The following is a 17502-nucleotide window of genomic DNA, read 5'->3' on the forward strand; positions in this document are numbered from 1 at the left end:
AGGGTGGCCCCTGCGTCAGCAGGGGTCGGGAGAGGGGAGCCCGGGTTCAGGATGGGCGGAGCAGATGTGAAGGTCACCGCCTTCCCATGCCCCGTCGCTCCCCTCTCCCGACCCCCTTCGGGGGCCGCCCTCCCCCGCAGAGGGGGGAGGGGGTCCGGCGGCGGCGACACAGTATTCGATCACAAGGCCAATAATGCTGCTCTACATCCTCAAACGATTGGTCTACGTGACGCCCGTGGCGTTCGGGGTCAGCGTCGTCTGCTTCCTTCTGGTGCACCTCGCGCCGGGCGATCCGTTGAGCGCGGTGCTGCCGGCAGACGCCACCCAGGCCACCATCGACGAGATGCGGGCCGCCTACGGCTTCGATAAGCCCCTGCCGGTCCAGTATCTGATCTGGCTGTGGCACGTGCTGCACGGGGATCTCGGCGTCTCGATCGCCACCGGCCGGCCGGTGCTGGGCGAGGTCACCCGCGCGGTGGTCAATTCGCTGATCCTCGCCTCCGTGGCGACGGTGATCGGCTTCACCTTCGGCACGCTGTTCGGCTTCGTGGCGGGCTACCACCGCAACTCGCTCGCCGACCGGGCGGCCTCGGCCCTCTCGGTCTTCGGCGTGAGCGTGCCGCATTACTGGCTCGGCATGGTTCTGGTGATCGTATTTTCGGCGACGCTCGGCTGGCTGCCGCCCACCGGCGCCGGGCCCGACGGCTCCGGCAACTGGCGGCCGGACTTCGAACACCTGCGCTACCTGATCCTGCCGGCGGTGACGATGTCGGTGATCCCGATGGGCATCATCGCCCGCACGGTACGGGCGCTTGTGGCCGACATCCTGTCCCAGGACTTCGTCGAGGCCCTGCGCGCCAAGGGCATGGACGAGCGCGGCGTGTTCAAGCACGTGGTCCGCAACGCCGCCCCGACGGCGCTGGCCATCATGGGCCTCCAGCTCGGCTACCTCCTCGGCGGCTCGATCCTGGTCGAGACCGTGTTCGCGTGGCCGGGCACCGGCTTCCTCCTCAACGCCGCGATCTTCCAGCGCGACCTGCCGCTGCTGCAGGGCTCGATCCTGGTCCTGGCGATGTTCTTCGTGGTTCTCAACCTGCTGGTGGACGTGATGCAGACCGCCCTCGACCCGCGCATCGAGCGCGCCTGACCCGGAGGCCGACGATGACCGCACCCATCACCGCCGCCTCCGTGGCCCTCGACGGCGGCGTGCTGGCTGCCGAGGATGCCGCGCACGGCCCCGCAGCCGCCTTCGTCCCGTCGCGCGGCTTCTGGGGCCATGTCGGCCACCGGCTGATCCGCGACCCCGTCGCCATGGCTGCGGGCGCTGTGATCGTGCTCGTCGTCCTCATGGCGATCCTGGCGCCCTGGATCACCCCGATGGACCCCTACAAGGGGTCCATGCTGCGCCGACTCAGGCATGTCGGCGATGCCACCTACTGGCTGGGCTCCGACGAACTCGGCCGCGACATGATAAGCCGGCTGATGCTGGGCTCGCGGCTGTCGCTGTTCATCGGCGTCACGCCGGTGCTGATCGCCTTCGTACTCGGCTCCGGCATCGGAATCCTGGCGGGCTATGTCGGCGGCTGGACCAACACGATCCTGATGCGCACCATCGACGTGTTCTTCGCCTTCCCCTCCGTGCTGCTGGCGATCGCGCTGTCCGGGGCCCTGGGGGCCGGCATCTTCAACTCGATCGTGTCGCTGACCTGCGTGTTCGTCCCTCAGATCGCCCGGGTCGCCGAGAGCGTGACCACGGGCATCCGCCGCCGCGACTACATCGACGCCGCCAAGCTATCCGGAGCCTCGGCGCTGACGATCATGCGGGTGCAGGTTCTGGGCAACGTCGTCGGGCCGATCTTCGTCTATGCGACCAGCCTGATCTCGGTCTCGATGATCTTGGCCTCGGGCCTGTCGTTCCTCGGCCTGGGCGTGCGCCCGCCGGAGCCGGAATGGGGCCTGATGCTCAACACCCTGCGCACCGCGATCTACGTCAATCCGGTCGTCGCGGCCCTGCCGGGGGTGTGCATCTTCATCGTCTCGATCGCCTTCAACCTGTTCTCGGACGGCCTGCGCACGGCCATGGAGATTCGCCAGTGAGCGTCATCCCGGACGCCTCCGATCCCTTCGCCCGCGACCGCGGCGGCCCCGCCCAGCCGCTCCTGTCGGTCTCGGGCCTGATCAAGCACTTCCCGGTCCGCAAGGCCGGGGGCAAGAAGCAGGTGGTCCGCGCCGTCGACGGTGTCGATTTCGACGTGCTCAAGGGCGAGACCCTCGGCATCGTCGGCGAGTCCGGCTGCGGCAAGTCGACCACCGCCAAGCTGCTCATGGGCCTGATCGCGCGCGACACCGGCACGCTGCTCTATGACGGCCAGCCGGTCGGCGAGCGGGTGATGCCGTGGCGGTCCTACCGCCGCCAGGTCCAGATGGTCTTCCAGGACAGCTATGCCTCGCTCAATCCGCGCATGACCGTGGAGCAGTCGATCGCCTTCGGCCCGAAGGTCAACGGCGTGCCCGGTCGGGAGGCGGTGGAGCGGGCGCGCACCCTGCTCGCCCGGGTCGGCCTGGAGCCCAAGCGCTTCGCCGGGCGCTACCCGCACGAGATCTCCGGCGGCCAGCGCCAGCGGGTCAACATCGCCCGCTCGCTGGCCCTCGAGCCCCGGCTGGTGCTCCTCGACGAGGCGGTCTCGGCGCTGGACAAGTCGGTGGAGGCGCAGGTGCTCAACCTCCTCCTCGACCTCAAGGCCGAGTTCGGCCTGACCTACATCTTCATCAGCCACGACCTGAACGTCGTCCGATTCATCTCCGACCGGGTGATGGTGATGTATCTCGGCCGGGTCTCCGAGATCGGCCCCTCCGACACGGTGCTGGCCGCCCCGGCCCATCCCTACACCGAGGCGCTGCTGGCCTCGATGCCGTCCCTCGACCCCGACAATCGCACCCAGGCCGCCCTGCTGCAGGGCGATCCGCCGAATCCGATCGATCCCCCATCGGGCTGCCGGTTCCACCCGCGCTGCGCCCTCGCCGAGCCCGTGTGCAGCGAGAAGGAGCCGCCGCTCGACACGACCGGGCCGCTGCACCGGGTCGCCTGCCTCGCCCGCCAGCCGGGCTCCGGCCATTCCGCCGCCCCGGCCCGGGCGCTCGCGGCATGAGCGCCCCGATGTCGGGATCCGAGCCGGCCGTCACCCTCGAGAACCTGCGTGTCGCCTTCGGCAAGGTGCAGGTCGTCGACGGCGTCGACCTCACGGTCGAGCGCGGGCAGGCGATGGCGCTCATCGGCGAGTCGGGCTCGGGCAAGAGCGTGACCCTGCGGGCGATCCTGCGCCTGTTCGCGCACGGCCGCAGCCGGATCGAAGGCACGATCCGGGCGGCCGGCAGGGACGTGCAGGCGCTGACACAGCGCCAGCTCGCCGATTTCCGCGGCGGCGACGTCTCGATGATCTTTCAGGAGCCGCTGCTCGCCTTCGACCCGGTCTACACGGTCGGCCAGCAGATCACCGAGGCGATCCACCGGCACGAGAAGATCTCCAAGGACCAAGCCCGGAAGCGCGCGCTCGCCCTGTTCGAGCGGGTCCGGATCCCGAGCCCGGAACGGCGGCTCGACAATTACCCGCACGAGATGTCGGGGGGCATGCGCCAGCGGGCCATGATCGCCCTGGCGCTCGCCTGCCGGCCGCAGGTGCTGCTCGCCGACGAGCCGACCACGGCCCTCGACGCCACGGTGCAGATCCAGGTGCTGCTGCTCCTGCGCGAGTTGCAGCGCGACCTCGGCCTGTCGATCGTCATCGTCACCCACGATCTGGGCGCCGCCGTGGAAGTCGCGGACCGGATCGCCGTGATGTACGCGGGCAAGATCGTCGAGACCGGGACCGCCCATCAGGTGGTGCTCGACCCGCACCACCCCTACACGATCGGCCTCCTGCGCAGCCGGGCCGAGGGGGCGCTGGCCAAGGGCTCGCGGCTCCAGACCATTCCCGGCAGTCCGCCCGATCCCGCCAACCGCCCGCCGGGCTGCCCCTTCGCGCCGCGCTGCTTCCTGGTCGAGGAGCGCTGCCGCCGGGAGATGCCGCCGGTGGCCGAGATCGGCCCGGGCCACAGGGTCGCCTGCTGGCGGACCGAGGAGGCCTCGGCGGCCTATCGGGCCGGCCCGACCCCGGTCCGCGCCGCGGAGCCGGTCCCGGCCTGAGCTTCAGGGTCGCCGATCCCGAAGCCTCATCGAGAAGGGGCGTCGCCCAAGGGCGGGCCCCGCACGCCGGCGGCGCGCCGCAGCGCCTCGGCCATCTGCCGCACCGCCGGCCCGATGGCGCGTTCCGGCACTGCGGCATAGCCGAGCAACAGGCCGGGCTCCGGCGGTCCGGCGTGATAGGCGGAGAGCGCCACCGCGGAGATCCCGGCCCGGCCGAGCGCCGCCGCGGCGGCCGCATCGGACAGGGACGGGGCCCAGGCCGGGCCGGGCCTGGCGATCAGGTGCATCCCGCCCTCCATCGGCGCGACCGTGATCACGTCCGCGGCCACGCGCCCCGCGGCCTCGACCAGGGCACCCTGCCGCTGGGCGTAGAGGCGGCGGGTCCGGCGCAGATGGCCGGCGAGGTGCCCGTCCTCGATGAAGCGCGCCAGCGCCCATTGCCCGATCCCGGGGGGCGTCGGGCCGATCTCGGCCAGAGCCTGGTTCACCGGCGCCACGAGGCCGCGCGGCAGGACGAGGTAGCTGAGGCCGAGGGCCGGGAGCAGGACCTTCGAGAAGCTGCCCACGTAGACGACCCGCCCGGCGCGATTGAGGGCGCGCAGCGGCGCCAGCGGGCGTCCGGCGTAGCGGTAGGCGCCGTCGTAATCGTCCTCGACGATCCAGCCCGCGGTGGAATCCGCCCAGGCCAGGAGATCGAGGCGGTTCTCGAGGCTCATGGCGTGTCCGAGGGGATAATGATGGGCCGGCGTAACCACGGCGAGCCGCGCGCCGGGCGCCAGGATCGCGGCCCGGGCCACCGAGAGCCCGCCCGGGCCGACCGGGACCGGGACCGGCCGGAGGCCGGCGCTGGAGAGGGCCTGCGCAATCCCGGGAAAGCCCGGTTCCTCGATCAGGGCTGTCTCCCCGGGGTCGAGCAGCAACTCCGCGAGCAGCCTCAGGCTCTGCCGGATCCCCGCGGTGACGATCACGTCCTCGGCCTCGCAGGCGACGCCCCGGGCCTGCGCCAGATAGGCGGCGATGGCGCTCCGCAGCGCCGGCGAGCCGCGCGGATCCGGCTCGTCGGCCGGTCCCCGGCGCCACTCGGCCTGGAGCAGCCGAGCCCAGACCGCATACGGGAAGGCATCGTGCGCCGGCCGCCCGAGGGCGAAGGCGTCCGGGGCCGCGGATCCGGCCATGTACCGCCGCGGCGGCGCGGCGGCGAGGTCGGTGCCGCGCTGCGAAAGCCGCGGCGCGAACACGGTCGCCGGATGCGCGATCCGGCCGGGCGACGGCACCGTATCGTCCGGCAGGGTCGCGGCGACGCGGGTGGCCGAGCCGGGACGCGCCGTCAGGTATCCCTCGGCGGCGAGCTGTTCCAGGGCGAGGACCACCGTACCCCGGGCGCAGCCGAGATCTGCCGCGAGTACCCGCGATGCTGGGAGCCGGGCCCCACGCGGCAACCGGCGGTCGAGGATCGCCGTGCGCAACGCCTCCCGGAGTTGCACATGCAGCGGGACCGGACTCGACGGATCGAGGCTGACGGGCGACGGCAATGGACCCCGGGCCATGGCGCAAAGCGGTCCAGTCGGTTTTTCGGAACTGGACCTTTTCGCTGGTCCACCGAACCGTCAAGCATCCGCGGATCGAGGCGCCAGACAGGACGTGGCCCGTGTACCAGCCGCCGCACTTCAGGGAGGATGATCGGGACGCGCAGCACGCGCTGATCCGGGCGTATCCGCTCGGCCTGCTGATCACCGCCGGGCCGGCGGGACTCATCGCCAACCCGATCCCGTTCCTCCTCGACGACAATGCCAACGGGATCCTGCGCGCGCATCTGGCGCGGGCGAATCCGCAGGGGCAGGATCTCGCCACGGTCGAGGAGTGCCTGGTGGCGTTCCAGGGACCGCAGGGCTACGTCAGTCCGAGCTGGTACGCGAGCAAGCGCGCCCACGGCCGCGTCGTGCCGACCTGGAACTACGCCACCGTCCATGCCTGGGGCCGGCCGCAGGTGATCGAGGATGCGGCCTGGCTCCGGCGCCAGATCGCGGATCTCACCGCGCTCCGCGAGACGCCGCGGGCCGCACCCTGGGCGGTCTCCGACGCGCCGGAGCCGTTCGTGGCCGCGCAGGTCCAGGCGCTGATCGGCGTCGAGATCCCGATCACCCGCATCGAGGGGAAGTGGAAGATGAGCCAGAACAGACCCGAGCCCGACCGGGCCGGTGTCATCGCGGGGTTCGAAGCGGAGGGCGAGACCGTGCTCGCCGGGCTGGTCGGCGGGCGGAGCGGATCATGAGCGCAGGCGTGAACACCTTCGGCCAGCGGGTCGGACCAGCCCTGCCGGACTGGACCCCGCGCCCCCGTCCGCCGCGGACGCCCCTGGAGGGCCGCACCTGCCGGGTCGTGCCGCTCGACGCGGCAGCCCACGCGGCGGGCCTGTTCGCCACCTACAGTGCCGCCCCCGACCCCAGTGGCTGGACCTATCTCCCCGACACGATGCCCGAGAACGAGGCGGAACTCCGCACGCGGCTCGAATCCCGGGCGGCGAGCGAGGATCCGCTGTTCCACACGATCCTGGACCGGGGGACCGACGCGCCCCTGGGGATCGCCTCGTATCTCCGGATCGACCCGGGGAACGGCGTGATCGAGGTCGGCCATCTCCATTTCGGGCCGAAGCTCCAGCGTGCCCCGGCCGCTACGGAGGCGATGGCGCTGATGATGGGCCGGGCCTTCGACGAACTGGGCTACCGGCGCTACGAGTGGAAATGCGACAGCCTCAACGCCCCGTCCCGGGCGGCGGCCCTGCGCCTGGGCTTCACCTTCGAGGGGATCTTCCGCAACGCCGTCGTGGTGAAGGGCCGCTCCCGCGACACCGCGTGGTTCTCGGTCACCGACGCCGAGTGGCCGCGTCTGCGCGCAGGCTTCGCAGCCTGGCTCGACCCGGCGAATTTCGACGCGGCGGGCCGGCAGAAGCGCGGATTGGCGGAACTGCGCGCCGCGCTCGGGTGAGCGCGGCGACGCCGCGCGCTCAGCGCTGCCCCGAGGGTCCGGCCGCCAGGAATGCCTCGGCGGTGCGCAGGCTGAGCGCCATGATGGTGAGCGCCGGGTTGGCAGCCAGCGAGCTCGGGAAGGTCGAGCCGTCGCAGATCCACAGGTTGTCGATGTCGAAGCTGCGGCCGACCGGATCGACCACGGCGCTCGACCCGTCACGCCCCATCCGGCAGGTGCCGATCGTGTGGGCGACGCGCTCCAGCACCCAGATATCCTCGGCCCCGGCCGCCTCCCACAGGCCGCGCATCACCTTGGTGGCATGCGCGTTCAGCCGGTCCTCGTTGGTGCCGTAGCCGAAGCTGACCTGAGCCTTGCGCATCCCGCGCGCGTCGGTCTCGTCCGACAGGGTCAGCACGTTGTCGTCGCGCGGAAGGGTTTCGCCATTGATGCCGATGCCGGCGAGGTTGTTGTAGCGGTCGAGGTAGTCGAGGAGCGGCTTGCCCCACAGGCCGCGCCCCCGGGCCACGGCATTGCCGAAGGTCACCGGCACGACGCCGAGGCTCTGAATCAGGTAGCCGCCGGCGAAATCAGCGCCCGCCCGGATGAAGTCCTCGGTGATCAGCGACGAGGGATAGCCGCGGTTCATCCGCACCTCGTGCGGGAACGTACCCCAGACCTGGGTCGCCACGTGGCCCATGTAGTTCCGGCCGACCTGATCGCTGGAATTGGCGAGCCCCAGATGCAGCAGGAGCCGCGGGGTCTCGACCGCACCGGCGCAGAGGAACACCGCCGCGCAGCGCTGGCGCCGGTCCTGGCCGCCCTGGCGGTAGACCACCCCGGTGACCCGGCCGTCGGCGCCGCGCTCGAGGCCGTGCACGAAGGCTTCGGCCCGGATCTCCGCGCCGCGCGCGACGGCCAGCGGCAGGTAGGTGACGTCCATGCTGGTCTTGGCGCCGTTGCGGCAGCCCTGATGGCAGTAGCCGCAATTGATGCAGGCCTCGCGCAGGGGGCCGTCCTCGGACTGGAAGTCGCGCGAGACCACGGCGGCGGGGGCGTCGGCCCAGTGGATGCCGCGTGCCTCGCAGGCCTGCGCCATGATCTGCGCCGGGCCGTTGCGCGGCACGGGGGGGAGGGGGTAGCGCCGCCCGGGATCCCACGGATAATCCTGCGCCCCCGAGACGCCGATGAAGCGCTCGACCCGCTCGTAGAACGGCACCAGCTCCGCGTAGGCGAGGGGCCAGTCCATGCCCTCGCCGCTCTCCGTATGGAGGCGGAGGTCGCGGGCGTCGGCCCGGGGCACGAAGGCGCCCCAGTGCAGCGTCGAGCCGCCGACCCCGGTGCCGCTGTTGTTCGCCCCGAAGGCCTCCGGGGTCGCGCCGCCGCTGAGCCGCTCCTCGGTCCAGTAGATCTCGTCGGCGAGGGTCTCGTCGAAGGCGAAGCGCTCCGGCGTGAAGTTCGGCCCGGCCTCCAGGGCCACGACCTTCAGACCGGCGGCGGCGAGTCGCGCCAGGAGCGGCGCGCCGCCCGCCCCGGTCCCGACGATCACCGCATCGACCACGTCGTCCTCGCGGTAGCTCCGCATCCCCGCGAGGTTCATCGTCCCGCCTCCATCCGTTGCAGCGTGCCCTGTTGAGGTTCGGGCTCCCAGGCCTCCGGTGCGTCGAGCCCGACTTCGCGGAAGCCCGGCAGATCCGACGCGATCTCCCCCGGCCGGTCGCCGCCGGCACCGATCCCCGAGAAGCCGATCCGCGCCAGTGCCGCCGGATGGCCGAGCCAGAGGCGCACCGCGTCGGCGCGCAGATCCTCGAACCAGAACCGCATCCGGTCTGCGTCGAGCCGGCCGCCGAGCGCGTCCGGGACCTTCAATCCGGTCTGCGCGCAGAGCGTGAGCAGCGCGTCCTGGTGCGCGCCGTCGAGGGCCACGAACGGACGGTCCTGCGCCGCGCGGGCGGCTGCGTCGAGGGTGCGCAGGGCCGCCCGGTAGGCCTCCGCGTCCGGCGGCAGGGCCGAGAAGCGCCAGCCGTCGCCGTCCCCGGAGACGAGGCGCCGATCGAGCCGGGCGGCGAAGTCGATGCCCGACGCCGGCAGGACCCGGGCGAAGGCGGCACGCAGGATCGCGAGTTCCACAGGATCCAGGGCCTCCGGGCGGTAGGCGGGATCGTCCGGCTCAGCGCGCGCATGGAGCGCGCCGCGCAAACGGCCGTTGACCCGCTCCGAGGCGATCAGCGCCGCGTAGGCCGGTGGTACCGTTGGCGCCGGCCGGTCCGGTCCCGCGGGCCGCGCCCCAAGATGCTCGCGAATCAGGCCGGCCAGGGCGTCGGGACGCTCCAGCGGCAGGAGATGACCGACGCCGTCGACGGTGACGCGGCGATGGTGCGCGAGGTGCGGGGCGGTCAGGGCAAGCTGCGCGTCGGGGCCGAGATCGGCATCCTCCGAACCCGCCAGGATCAGCGCCGGCGTGCGCAGGAGGCCGATGCGGCGGCACCAATCCTCGCGGGCCCCGGAATCAAGCCATGCCTTCCACGCCGCCGGTGCGGCTTGGAGCACGTCGGCCACCGCCCGATCCTCGGTCTCGGCGTCGAGACCGGTCCCGACATTCGCACGGACGAACTTGCGAGCCTCGCGCTGGCGCGTCTCCGGATCGGCGTCGATCCAGCTGCGCATGTGCGAACGGCGCTCCTCAGGGATCGGCTCCGGGCTTGGCGGCGAGCCGGAGATCAGGATCAGGTCCGTGAGCCCTTCGAGGCCCGGTGCCCCGTCCTCGGACCGCCGGGCCAGTGCCAGCGCAACCTTGGCGCCCATGCTGTGGCCGGCGATGGCGAAGGCGGCGGGCGCCCGCGCGCGGATCGCCTCCGCCACGTGATCGGCCATCGCGTCGACGGAAAACCCCGAGTGGCCGGCTTCTTGGCCGAAGCCCGGCAGTTCCACGGGCACGCAGGTCAGTGTGCCGTCGAGCGCCCGGGCGAGGGGCGCCCAGCTGCGGGCACTTCCGCCCAGGAAATGCAGGCAGAACAGGAGTTCGGGTTCAGACATCGTGGTGACATCGCGCGACCCGGACAGGCTTCAAGCGTACGCGACGCCGCACGGGCGAAGCCTTGCCACAGGGCCTGTTGGCCCGATCGCGGCCCCGTGCGATCACGGCCGCCGGAGGTTCCCATGAGCACGGACGCCGACCTCGCCTGGCGCGTGGAGGAAGCCTGCCTCAACGCCTGGCCGAGCCCGCGCCAGATGCTGGTGGACGGATACCTGCTGCGCGCCGCGGGCGGCCGGTCGAAGCGGCAGAACTCGGTCAATCCGATGCGCGGGAGCGGCGCCCCCGAATCGGTGATCCCGGCTGCATGCGCGATCTACGCCGCCCTCGGGCAGCGTCCGATCTTCCGCATCCCGACGATCGCACCGCAGATGGAACCGCTTCTCGCGCGCGCCGACTACGCGGTCGCCGACGCGACTTGTACCCTGTACCGCGCCCTCGATGACCGTCCGGCTGAGCCGGATCCCGCCGTCACCGTCGCGCCGGCGCCCTGGGCCGACTGGCTGGCTCTGCGCGACACGGTGAACCGAGCCGACGCCGCGGCCGCGCGGGTGTTCCGCGACACGGTCGCTGCGCTGATGCTGCCGCGGGCCTTCGCGGCGACCTCCGAGGCGGGCGGGATCGGCGCCATCGCCTTCGGCGTGCTCGACCGTGCCCTGCTGGTGATCGAAGCGGTTGCCACCCCCAAGCCGTTGCGCGGCCGCGGCCATGCGCGGCGCGCCGTGGGTGCGCTGCTCCGCTGGAGCCGGGCACAGGGTGCGGAAGCCGCCTGCCTGCAGGTCGTGGCGGCGAACACGCCGGCGCGGGCGCTCTACCGCGGGCTCGGATTCGAGCGCGAATTGTACCGCTACCATTACCGCGTCGGACCGGAGCCGGGTTGAGCCGCCCGGCGGATCGCCGTCGACGCGGTCCACGCGAACGGCGAGCGCTCTCGCTCTGATGGCGGAGACCGGGACGCGGCGGGGTGAGAACCGCCTCAGAACCGCGCCGTCAGGAACAGCCGCAGGTTCCGCCCCGGCAGCAGGATCTCGTCCTTCTTGAACGAGGTCGAATTGCGGATGTCGGCGTTCAGCAGGTTGCGCCCCTGAAGGCCGAGAGTGATCGCGCTCGCCCCATAGACCGTGGGGTCGAGGGCCTTGGTGTAGCTCAGCTCGGCGCGCAGGTCGTCGTAGCCGGGGGTCGGGGTCTCGAACATCGCCGTGGCGTCGTGGCTGAAGGCGTGAAGCAGGTTCACCCGGGCGAACCAGCCGTCGGCCCGCAGGTAGACGCCGCCGCCGAGCCGGTAGGGCGGGATGCGCGGCACGTTGGTGCCGTCATCGAATTGGGCGCGCACGAAGTCGAACTGCGCCTCGATCCCGGCGAAGCCGTTGCCCACCGGCACGAGGTCGTACTGTCCGATGATCTCGGCGCCGTAGAAGGTGGCGTTCTGCTGCTGGTAGACGATCTGCCGGTTGTCGGTGCCGATGCCACAGGAGGCGAAGTCGTCGTCGCAGGTGAGCCCGGTGTAGTTGCGGTAGATGAAGCCGGTGTAGCGCGTATAGTAGCCGGTGGCGTCGAGGCGCAGCGGCCCCTCGGCCCGGCGGATGCTGGCCTCCACCGTCCGGGCGCGCTCCTTCTTGAGGTCCGGGTTGCCGATCTCGAAGGTGGCCGTCGCGTCGTGCGGCCCCTGGGAGAACAGTTCGTAGCCGGTGGGACCGCGCTCGACATAGGACCCGGTCAGGCTCGCCACGAATCCGTAGGGCAGGTCCTGCAGGGCGCCGAAGCTGGCGCTCTTCGGGGCGAAGCGGCGGGTCCGGGCGTATTGGAATGGTTCCTGCCCGTCGACCGGAACGTAGTCAGCGGGGAACTGGGCGGCCGTGCTCGACAGCCGGTCGACCTCGTAGCGCCCGGCAGCCTGGAGCCGGGTGCCCGGGCGCAGTTCCAGCTCCTCGAACAGGTAGACCGCGTTGGCGCGGGACTCGGTCTTGGGCAGGAACGACTCGAGCTGGGTGTTGATCACCCGCCGGTCCGACTGGAAGCCCAGCGCCCCGGTCAGTTTGCCGAACGCGGTGAAGACCGGAACGTGTTGCAGTTCCAGGCGCCCCTCCGCCTCCCGGTTCTTGAAGATCGCCTGGACGCCCTCGATCCCGTCCGCGCCGAAGCCGACCTCGTCGTGGCGGTAGACCGAGTAGCCGGCCCAGTAGCGGATCACCTCGAACGGGCCGTCGAGGGGTCGGTACTCGCCGCGGGACAGCACCCGATCCTGGTTCGGGGTCAGGCGGGTGCGGTCCTGCTCGGCGACGCCGCCGGGGATCGCGTAGACCGCGTCGTAATGGCTGAAGGAGATGCCGACGAAACCGCGGTCGCCGATCGCCGAGATCCCCACCGCGCCGCCCTGCGACTCGTTGTAGGAATTGCGCTGAATGCCGCCGGGGATCGCGTAGCTGTCGTTGGCGGTCTTGAAGCCGTCGGCATGGACCGCGATGCCGTCGCCGCCGGCATCCACCGTGGCGGCGCCGAGCCGGCCGTTGTCGACGCTGGAGAAGCCGCTGGTCACCTGAGCCTGGATGCCGTTCGCCGGGATGAAGGTCGGCACCCGGTTGTTGTCAGCCGAGACCACGCCGCCGATGGCGCCAGACCCGTAGCGCAGGGTCGCGGGCCCGCGGATCACCTCGATCCGGTCGGCGACCAGTGGGTTCACCGGAACCGCGTGGTCCTCGCCGAGGTCGGACACGCCGCCGTTGACGATGCCGTTCTCCTGGATCCGCACCCGGGCATTGTCGAGGCCGCGGATGATCGGCCGCGAGGCCGCGCCCGGGGCGTAGCTGGTGCCCGAGATGCCGGGCCGGTCGAACAACGCGTCGCCGAGCGTCCGGGGCTGATCGCGGGCGATCTGGTCCTGGGTGACGACCGTCACAGGCGAGAAGGTGTTGGTCGCCACCGGCAGGATCCCGATCGGAACGGGGGGCTCCGCGGCCGGCGCAGAACGCGGCGCCTGGATCGGGCTGGGGCTGGTGACGCTGATCTCGTCGAGGGCGACGGCCTGCTGGGCCTGTGCGGCGGGGGGAGCCAGGAGGGTGGCGCAGACGGTCGAGGAGAGGACCATGCTGGCGAGGAAGCCGGAGTGGCGCGTGGCGGACATCGAAACTCACGTATTGTTATACTGTTTCAGTGCCGCGGTATGTCCGTTCCGCGCAAGGGCAGATGAGGCCGGCCGCCCAACTCGCCGAGCAACGTTACATCATTACAACATTTTCTGACGAGCGCGCGATCGACAGCCCAGCGATCGGGCCGATGCCGCAAAAACCAAACGGTCAATCAGCACTGGGCTAAAGGGCGATGCGCACCTGCCAGCACGTCCTCCCGTGGGCCTTCAGAAACGGGACTCCGGACCGGCGCGGCGGGGCTGCCGAGGGTTTACCGGTGGCATAGCCGCGCTGCGCGCGGCGACACCGCCGCCGGGGATAGACCAACACACGGGACGCGGTCGGCGCAGGGAATGGACTATCGGCGCAGGATGCGTCGCCGGACGCGCTCACCAACCGAACGCCACAGTCAGGTCGGCAGCACCTCGGCCTCGTCGTCGACCTCGGCCTCGATTTCGGCGTCGACGTCGGTGGATTGTCCGGAGGCGCCGGCCGCCTCGGCGAGACCGCGGGCGGCCTTGCGCAGGAGCTTGCGAAGGCGGCGGCGGTCGGTCTTGTCGAGGTGATCGAGCAGCTCGGCCTCGACCTCCTCCTGGATCTGCTCGATGGCCTCCGCCTTCGCCAGACCTGCAGGGGTGAGCTGGACCCGGACCACGCGCCCGTCGCCTGATTCGGCGCGGCGCTCGACGATGCCGAGGGCGGCGAGCCGGGTCACGGTCTTCGACGCCGTGGGCGGGCGCACCCGCAGCAGGGCGGCGAGATCGCCCATCGTCATCGTGCCGGCGGAGGCCAGAGCCTGCACCACCTGCTCCTGCCCGGCAAACAGGCCGAGCTTGGCGAGGCGGTCGCCGGTGCGGGCGCGATGCAGGCGCGCCGCCTGCACGAGCGCCCAGCCGACACTTCGGACGCCGGGCGGACGCATCCGCTTGGATGACAGCTCCTGAGCCGCATCCTCACCGTCCCGACGATCGCGTTTCTGTTTATCGCCCACCGGAGCGCCCGAGTTTGTGCCGGCGGCGGCCGGATGATCCAGGGTCTGCACGATCCATCTCCGTCACCGGCCGCCCGGGACCCTGTGGCGCCGGCCGGTGACGCTGAGATGACGGGCCCGGGCCCGGAGCCGCTCAGCAGTGCATGAGTCGATGGAGGCGATCGAGGATATCCTCGCCCGTGCACGGCCGCGCGATGAAGTCGGCGTGCCCGGGCATGCGGGCCGGGTCCGGCGCCGCCCGGCCGGACACGATCAGGATCGGCAGCTGTGGCCGAGCCTCGGCCACCGAACTGGCGAGGTCGAACCCATCCGTCTTGCCCGAGAGCTGGACGTCCGTGACCAGCCCGCAGATATCCGGGCGCGCCTGGAGTATGCTGAGCGCCCGCTCGGCGGACGCGCATTGTACGGTCTCGTAGCCCCCTTCCTCCAGCACGTCGCCGAGGTCCATGATCGTCAGTGCCTCGTCCTCGACGAGGAGGATTACCGGCCGATCGCCGCCCGAAGCCGTCTGCTCACTCGCCACTGTGCACTCCCTCCGGCAGCGTCCGGCTGCGAGGGCCGCCGCACGCGTCTTCAGCCGCAGGTCCAACGGCAGAAACGGTTCCGGGTTGCAGCCGTCACGGCGTCGCGGCGCCCCGTTCGGTCACCACGGCGGTCACCGCGTCGATCAACCGGTCCAGGTCCGCCGCGCCGATGGTCAGCGCAGGCGTGAGATACACGATGTCGCCGAACGGCCGGACCCAGACGCCCCGGTCAAGAAACCGCGCCTTTAGGCCGGCGAGATCGGGAGCGCCGGCGAACTGGACTGCACCGATGGCGCCGAGGATCCGGACATCCGCCACGCCGGGCACGCGCCGGAGGGGTTCCAGCCCGTCCGCCAGCCGGGCTGCGATGACGCGGGCCTGTTCGAGGCGCGGCTCGGATTCGAACAGGTCGAGGCTGGCGTTGGCGGCCGCGCAGGCCAGCGGATTGGCCATGAAGGTCGGGCCGTGCATCAAGGCCGCCGCCGGATCCTCGGACCAGAACGCCTCGTACACCTCCCGCCGGGCGACGGTGGCGGCGAGCGCCAGGGTGCCGCCGGTCAACGCCTTCGACAGGCACAGGATGTCGGGCACGATCCCGGCCTGCTCGCAGGCGAACAGGCTGCCGGTGCGGCCGAAGCCGGTGAAGATCTCGTCGGCGATCAGCGGCAGGCCGTGGCGACGGGCGAGACGCGCCACCGTGGCGAGCACCTCCGGCGGGTGCATGCGCATGCCGCCGGCCCCCTGGACCAGCGGCTCGACAATGACGGCTGCGAGTTCTTCGCGGTGGGCGGCCAGAGTCGCATCGAGGGAACCGGTCTCGGCGAGGCTGCGCGGCAAGTCACAGAAAACCTGGGTGGGCAGATAGGCGCCGAAGCGGCGGTGCATGCCCTCCTCGGGGTCGCAGACCGACATCGCCCCCATCGTGTCGCCGTGATAGCCGCCCCGGAACGCCAGGACCTTGGTACGGCCGCGCACCCCGCGGTTCAGCCACATCTGGGCGGCCATCTTCAGCGCGACCTCGACGGCGACCGAGCCCGAATCGCTGAGGAAGACGTGGTCGAGGTCGCCCGGCAGCAGGGCGGCCAGACGGGCCGCGAGGCGCTCGGCCGGGGCATGGGTGAGGCCGCCGAACATCACGTGCGGCATGCGCGCCAGCTGGTCGGCGACGGCGCCGGCTATATGCGGGTGATTGTAGCCGTGAACCGCCGTCCACCAGGAGGCGATACCGTCCACGAGCTCGCGCCCGTCGGCGAGGACGATGCGGCTGCCATGGGTCGCCACGGCCTCCAAAGGCTGGGCGGCGCCGCGCATCTGCGTGTAGGGCCGCCAGAGGGTGTTCCGGGACGCGTCTGAGGACATGCCTCCCGCATGGTCAGCTGCCTGCGCCCGGTCAAGGGCGCGGATCCGGCTTGACATCGGGCCGGCCCGCGGCCCCATCCCGCCGGATGGACAGCCTCGACGCCTTTGCCCGCACCAAGCTCGCTGCGCTGGAGGTCGGCAGCCTGCGCCGCCGGCTGGTCCCGACCGAGCGGGGATCGGGCGCTTCGGCGGCCCGCGGGGGCAGGGCGCTCGTCTCCTTCTCCTGCAACGATTATCTCGGCCTGTCGCATCACCCACGGGTGATCGCCGCCGCCCAGGACGCCGCGGCGCGGTACGGTGCCGGGGCCGGGGGCTCGCGGCTGGTGACCGGGGACCACCCGTATCTCGGCGCCCTGGAAGACGGGCTCGCGCGCCACAAGGGCACCGCGGCGGCTTTGGTCTTCGGCAGCGGCTACCTCGCCAATCTCGGGATCACCCCGGCGCTGGCCGGGCGCGGGGACCTCGTCGTGTTGGACGAACTCTCCCATGCCTGCATGTGGGCCGGGGCGCGGCTGTCCGGCGCGCGGGTGCTTACCTTCCGCCACAACGATCCCGGCGACCTCGCGGCGACGCTCGCCGCGCACCGCGCCGAGGTTGGCCGTGCCCTAATCCTCACCGAGCGGGTGTTCAGCATGGACGGCGACCGGGCGCCGCTCGGCGACCTCCTGGCCGTGGCCGAGGATTTCGACGCCTGGACGCTGGTCGACGACGCCCACGGGATCGGGGTGGTCGAGGACGGGCCGCGGGCGCCGCTGGAGATGGGCACCCTGTCGAAGGCGCTGGGCTCCTACGGCGGCTACCTCTGCGCCTCGCGGGCGGTGGTCGACCTGATGACGAGCCGCGCCCGCAGCTTCGTCTACACGACCGGCCTGCCGCCGGCCTCGGCGGCCGCCGCCCTGGAGGCCCTGGCGATCCTGGAGGCCGAGCCGGAGCGGCGCGCCCGGCCCCTCGCCCTCGCCCGGCGCTTCACCGCCCGCCTCGGACTCCCGGAGGCCGTGAGCGCCGTCGTGCCGGTGATGGTGGGTGAAGCCCAGGCGGCGCTGGACATCTCAGCGGCTTTGGAGGCGGAGGGCTACCTCGTGGTGGCGATCCGTCCGCCGACCGTGCCCACCGGGACGGCGCGGCTGCGGGTCGCTTTCTCGGCGGCCCATGACGAGGCCCAGGTCGATGGCCTCGCCGAGGCGATTGCGGCCCTGACCGGTCGCGCCGGGGCACACTTTCCGTCCGCCAGGCCCGGACCTATACCGCAGGCCTGACACGTTTGGCAGACGGACAACCCAGTCCGGCGCTGACCCGCGCCCGAGACCGGGACGGACACCATC

15 protein-coding genes are annotated in these 17502 nt (G+C 71.8%); 8 read left to right on the forward strand and 7 right to left on the reverse strand.

Annotated features, from left to right (window positions below; genetic code table 11):
• Nucleotides 1-193 precede the first annotated feature (193 nt).
• The 4 genes from MKK69_RS28565 to MKK69_RS28580 are packed head-to-tail and all read left to right on the forward strand — an operon-like array spanning nt 194 to nt 4183.
• Nucleotides 194-1147, forward strand: coding sequence for an ABC transporter permease (locus MKK69_RS28565; RefSeq protein WP_243973538.1), 954 nt, complete (start codon nt 194-196; stop codon nt 1145-1147).
• A gap of 14 nt (nt 1148-1161) precedes the next feature.
• Nucleotides 1162-2097: an ABC transporter permease gene (locus MKK69_RS28570; protein WP_243973539.1), complete on the forward strand. Its 936-nt coding sequence runs from the start codon at nt 1162-1164 to the stop codon at nt 2095-2097.
• Nucleotides 2094-3149: an ABC transporter ATP-binding protein gene (locus tag MKK69_RS28575; RefSeq protein WP_243973540.1), complete on the forward strand. Its 1056-nt coding sequence runs from the start codon at nt 2094-2096 to the stop codon at nt 3147-3149. The genes MKK69_RS28570 and MKK69_RS28575 overlap by 4 nt, the downstream gene beginning before the upstream one ends.
• 8 nt (nt 3150-3157) lie before the next feature.
• Complete coding sequence (locus MKK69_RS28580; protein WP_243973541.1) at nt 3158-4183, forward strand: ABC transporter ATP-binding protein; 1026 nt, start codon at nt 3158-3160, stop codon at nt 4181-4183.
• Nucleotides 4184-4209: 26 nt separating this feature from the next.
• Here the strand turns inward: MKK69_RS28580 and MKK69_RS28585 are convergent, their stop codons facing one another.
• Entirely contained in the window at nt 4210-5730 is a 1521-nt protein-coding gene (locus tag MKK69_RS28585) for a PLP-dependent aminotransferase family protein (protein WP_243973542.1), read from the reverse strand.
• Between the two features lie 101 nt (nt 5731-5831).
• Here MKK69_RS28585 and MKK69_RS28590 point away from each other — a divergent pair, with 101 nt between their 5' ends.
• Nucleotides 5832-6455, forward strand: coding sequence for an FMN-binding negative transcriptional regulator (locus MKK69_RS28590; protein ID WP_243973543.1), 624 nt, complete (start codon nt 5832-5834; stop codon nt 6453-6455).
• Entirely contained in the window at nt 6452-7168 is a 717-nt protein-coding gene (locus tag MKK69_RS28595) for a GNAT family N-acetyltransferase (RefSeq protein ID WP_243973544.1), read from the forward strand. The genes MKK69_RS28590 and MKK69_RS28595 overlap by 4 nt, the downstream gene beginning before the upstream one ends.
• A 19-nt stretch (nt 7169-7187) precedes the next feature.
• On the opposite strand, the gene MKK69_RS28600 is transcribed toward MKK69_RS28595, so the two are convergent.
• Both MKK69_RS28600 and MKK69_RS28605 read right to left on the reverse strand, forming a co-directional pair.
• Entirely contained in the window at nt 7188-8747 is a 1560-nt protein-coding gene (locus MKK69_RS28600; protein ID WP_243973545.1) for a GMC family oxidoreductase, read from the reverse strand.
• Nucleotides 8744-10183 (reverse strand): alpha/beta hydrolase, encoded by a 1440-nt coding sequence (locus MKK69_RS28605; RefSeq protein WP_243973546.1) that lies wholly within the window; start codon nt 10181-10183, stop codon nt 8744-8746. Before MKK69_RS28605 ends, MKK69_RS28600 begins: the two co-directional genes overlap by 4 nt.
• Nucleotides 10184-10306: 123 nt before the next feature.
• On the opposite strand from MKK69_RS28605, the gene MKK69_RS28610 reads away from it, so the two are divergent.
• Nucleotides 10307-11062, forward strand: a complete 756-nt coding sequence (locus MKK69_RS28610; protein WP_243973547.1) for a GNAT family N-acetyltransferase — start codon at nt 10307-10309, stop codon at nt 11060-11062.
• Nucleotides 11063-11157: 95 nt separating this feature from the next.
• Here the strand turns inward: MKK69_RS28610 and MKK69_RS28615 are convergent, their stop codons facing one another.
• From MKK69_RS28615 to MKK69_RS28630, 4 genes are all read right to left on the reverse strand, one after another.
• Nucleotides 11158-13266, reverse strand: coding sequence for a TonB-dependent receptor (locus tag MKK69_RS28615; protein WP_409564908.1), 2109 nt, complete (start codon nt 13264-13266; stop codon nt 11158-11160).
• A 449-nt stretch (nt 13267-13715) separates the two neighbouring features.
• Nucleotides 13716-14348 carry a MarR family winged helix-turn-helix transcriptional regulator gene (locus MKK69_RS28620; RefSeq protein WP_409564906.1) on the reverse strand — a complete coding sequence of 211 codons (633 nt, stop codon included), beginning with the start codon at nt 14346-14348 and terminating at the stop codon, nt 13716-13718.
• 82 nt (nt 14349-14430) lie between these two features.
• Complete coding sequence (locus MKK69_RS28625; protein WP_243973549.1) at nt 14431-14820, reverse strand: response regulator; 390 nt, start codon at nt 14818-14820, stop codon at nt 14431-14433.
• Between the two features lie 94 nt (nt 14821-14914).
• Nucleotides 14915-16180 carry an adenosylmethionine--8-amino-7-oxononanoate transaminase gene (locus MKK69_RS28630; protein WP_243973550.1) on the reverse strand — a complete coding sequence of 422 codons (1266 nt, stop codon included), beginning with the start codon at nt 16178-16180 and terminating at the stop codon, nt 14915-14917.
• 86 nt (nt 16181-16266) lie between these two features.
• On the opposite strand from MKK69_RS28630, the gene MKK69_RS28635 reads away from it, so the two are divergent.
• The gene (locus MKK69_RS28635) at nt 16267-17436 is read left to right on the forward strand and encodes an aminotransferase class I/II-fold pyridoxal phosphate-dependent enzyme (protein WP_243973551.1); all 1170 of its coding nucleotides are present in this window, start codon (nt 16267-16269) and stop codon (nt 17434-17436) included.
• Nucleotides 17437-17502: the final 66 nt, after the last annotated feature.

The sequence above is a fragment of the Methylobacterium sp. J-026 genome (assembly GCF_022829585.1).
Lineage (GTDB): Bacteria > Pseudomonadota > Alphaproteobacteria > Rhizobiales > Beijerinckiaceae > Methylobacterium.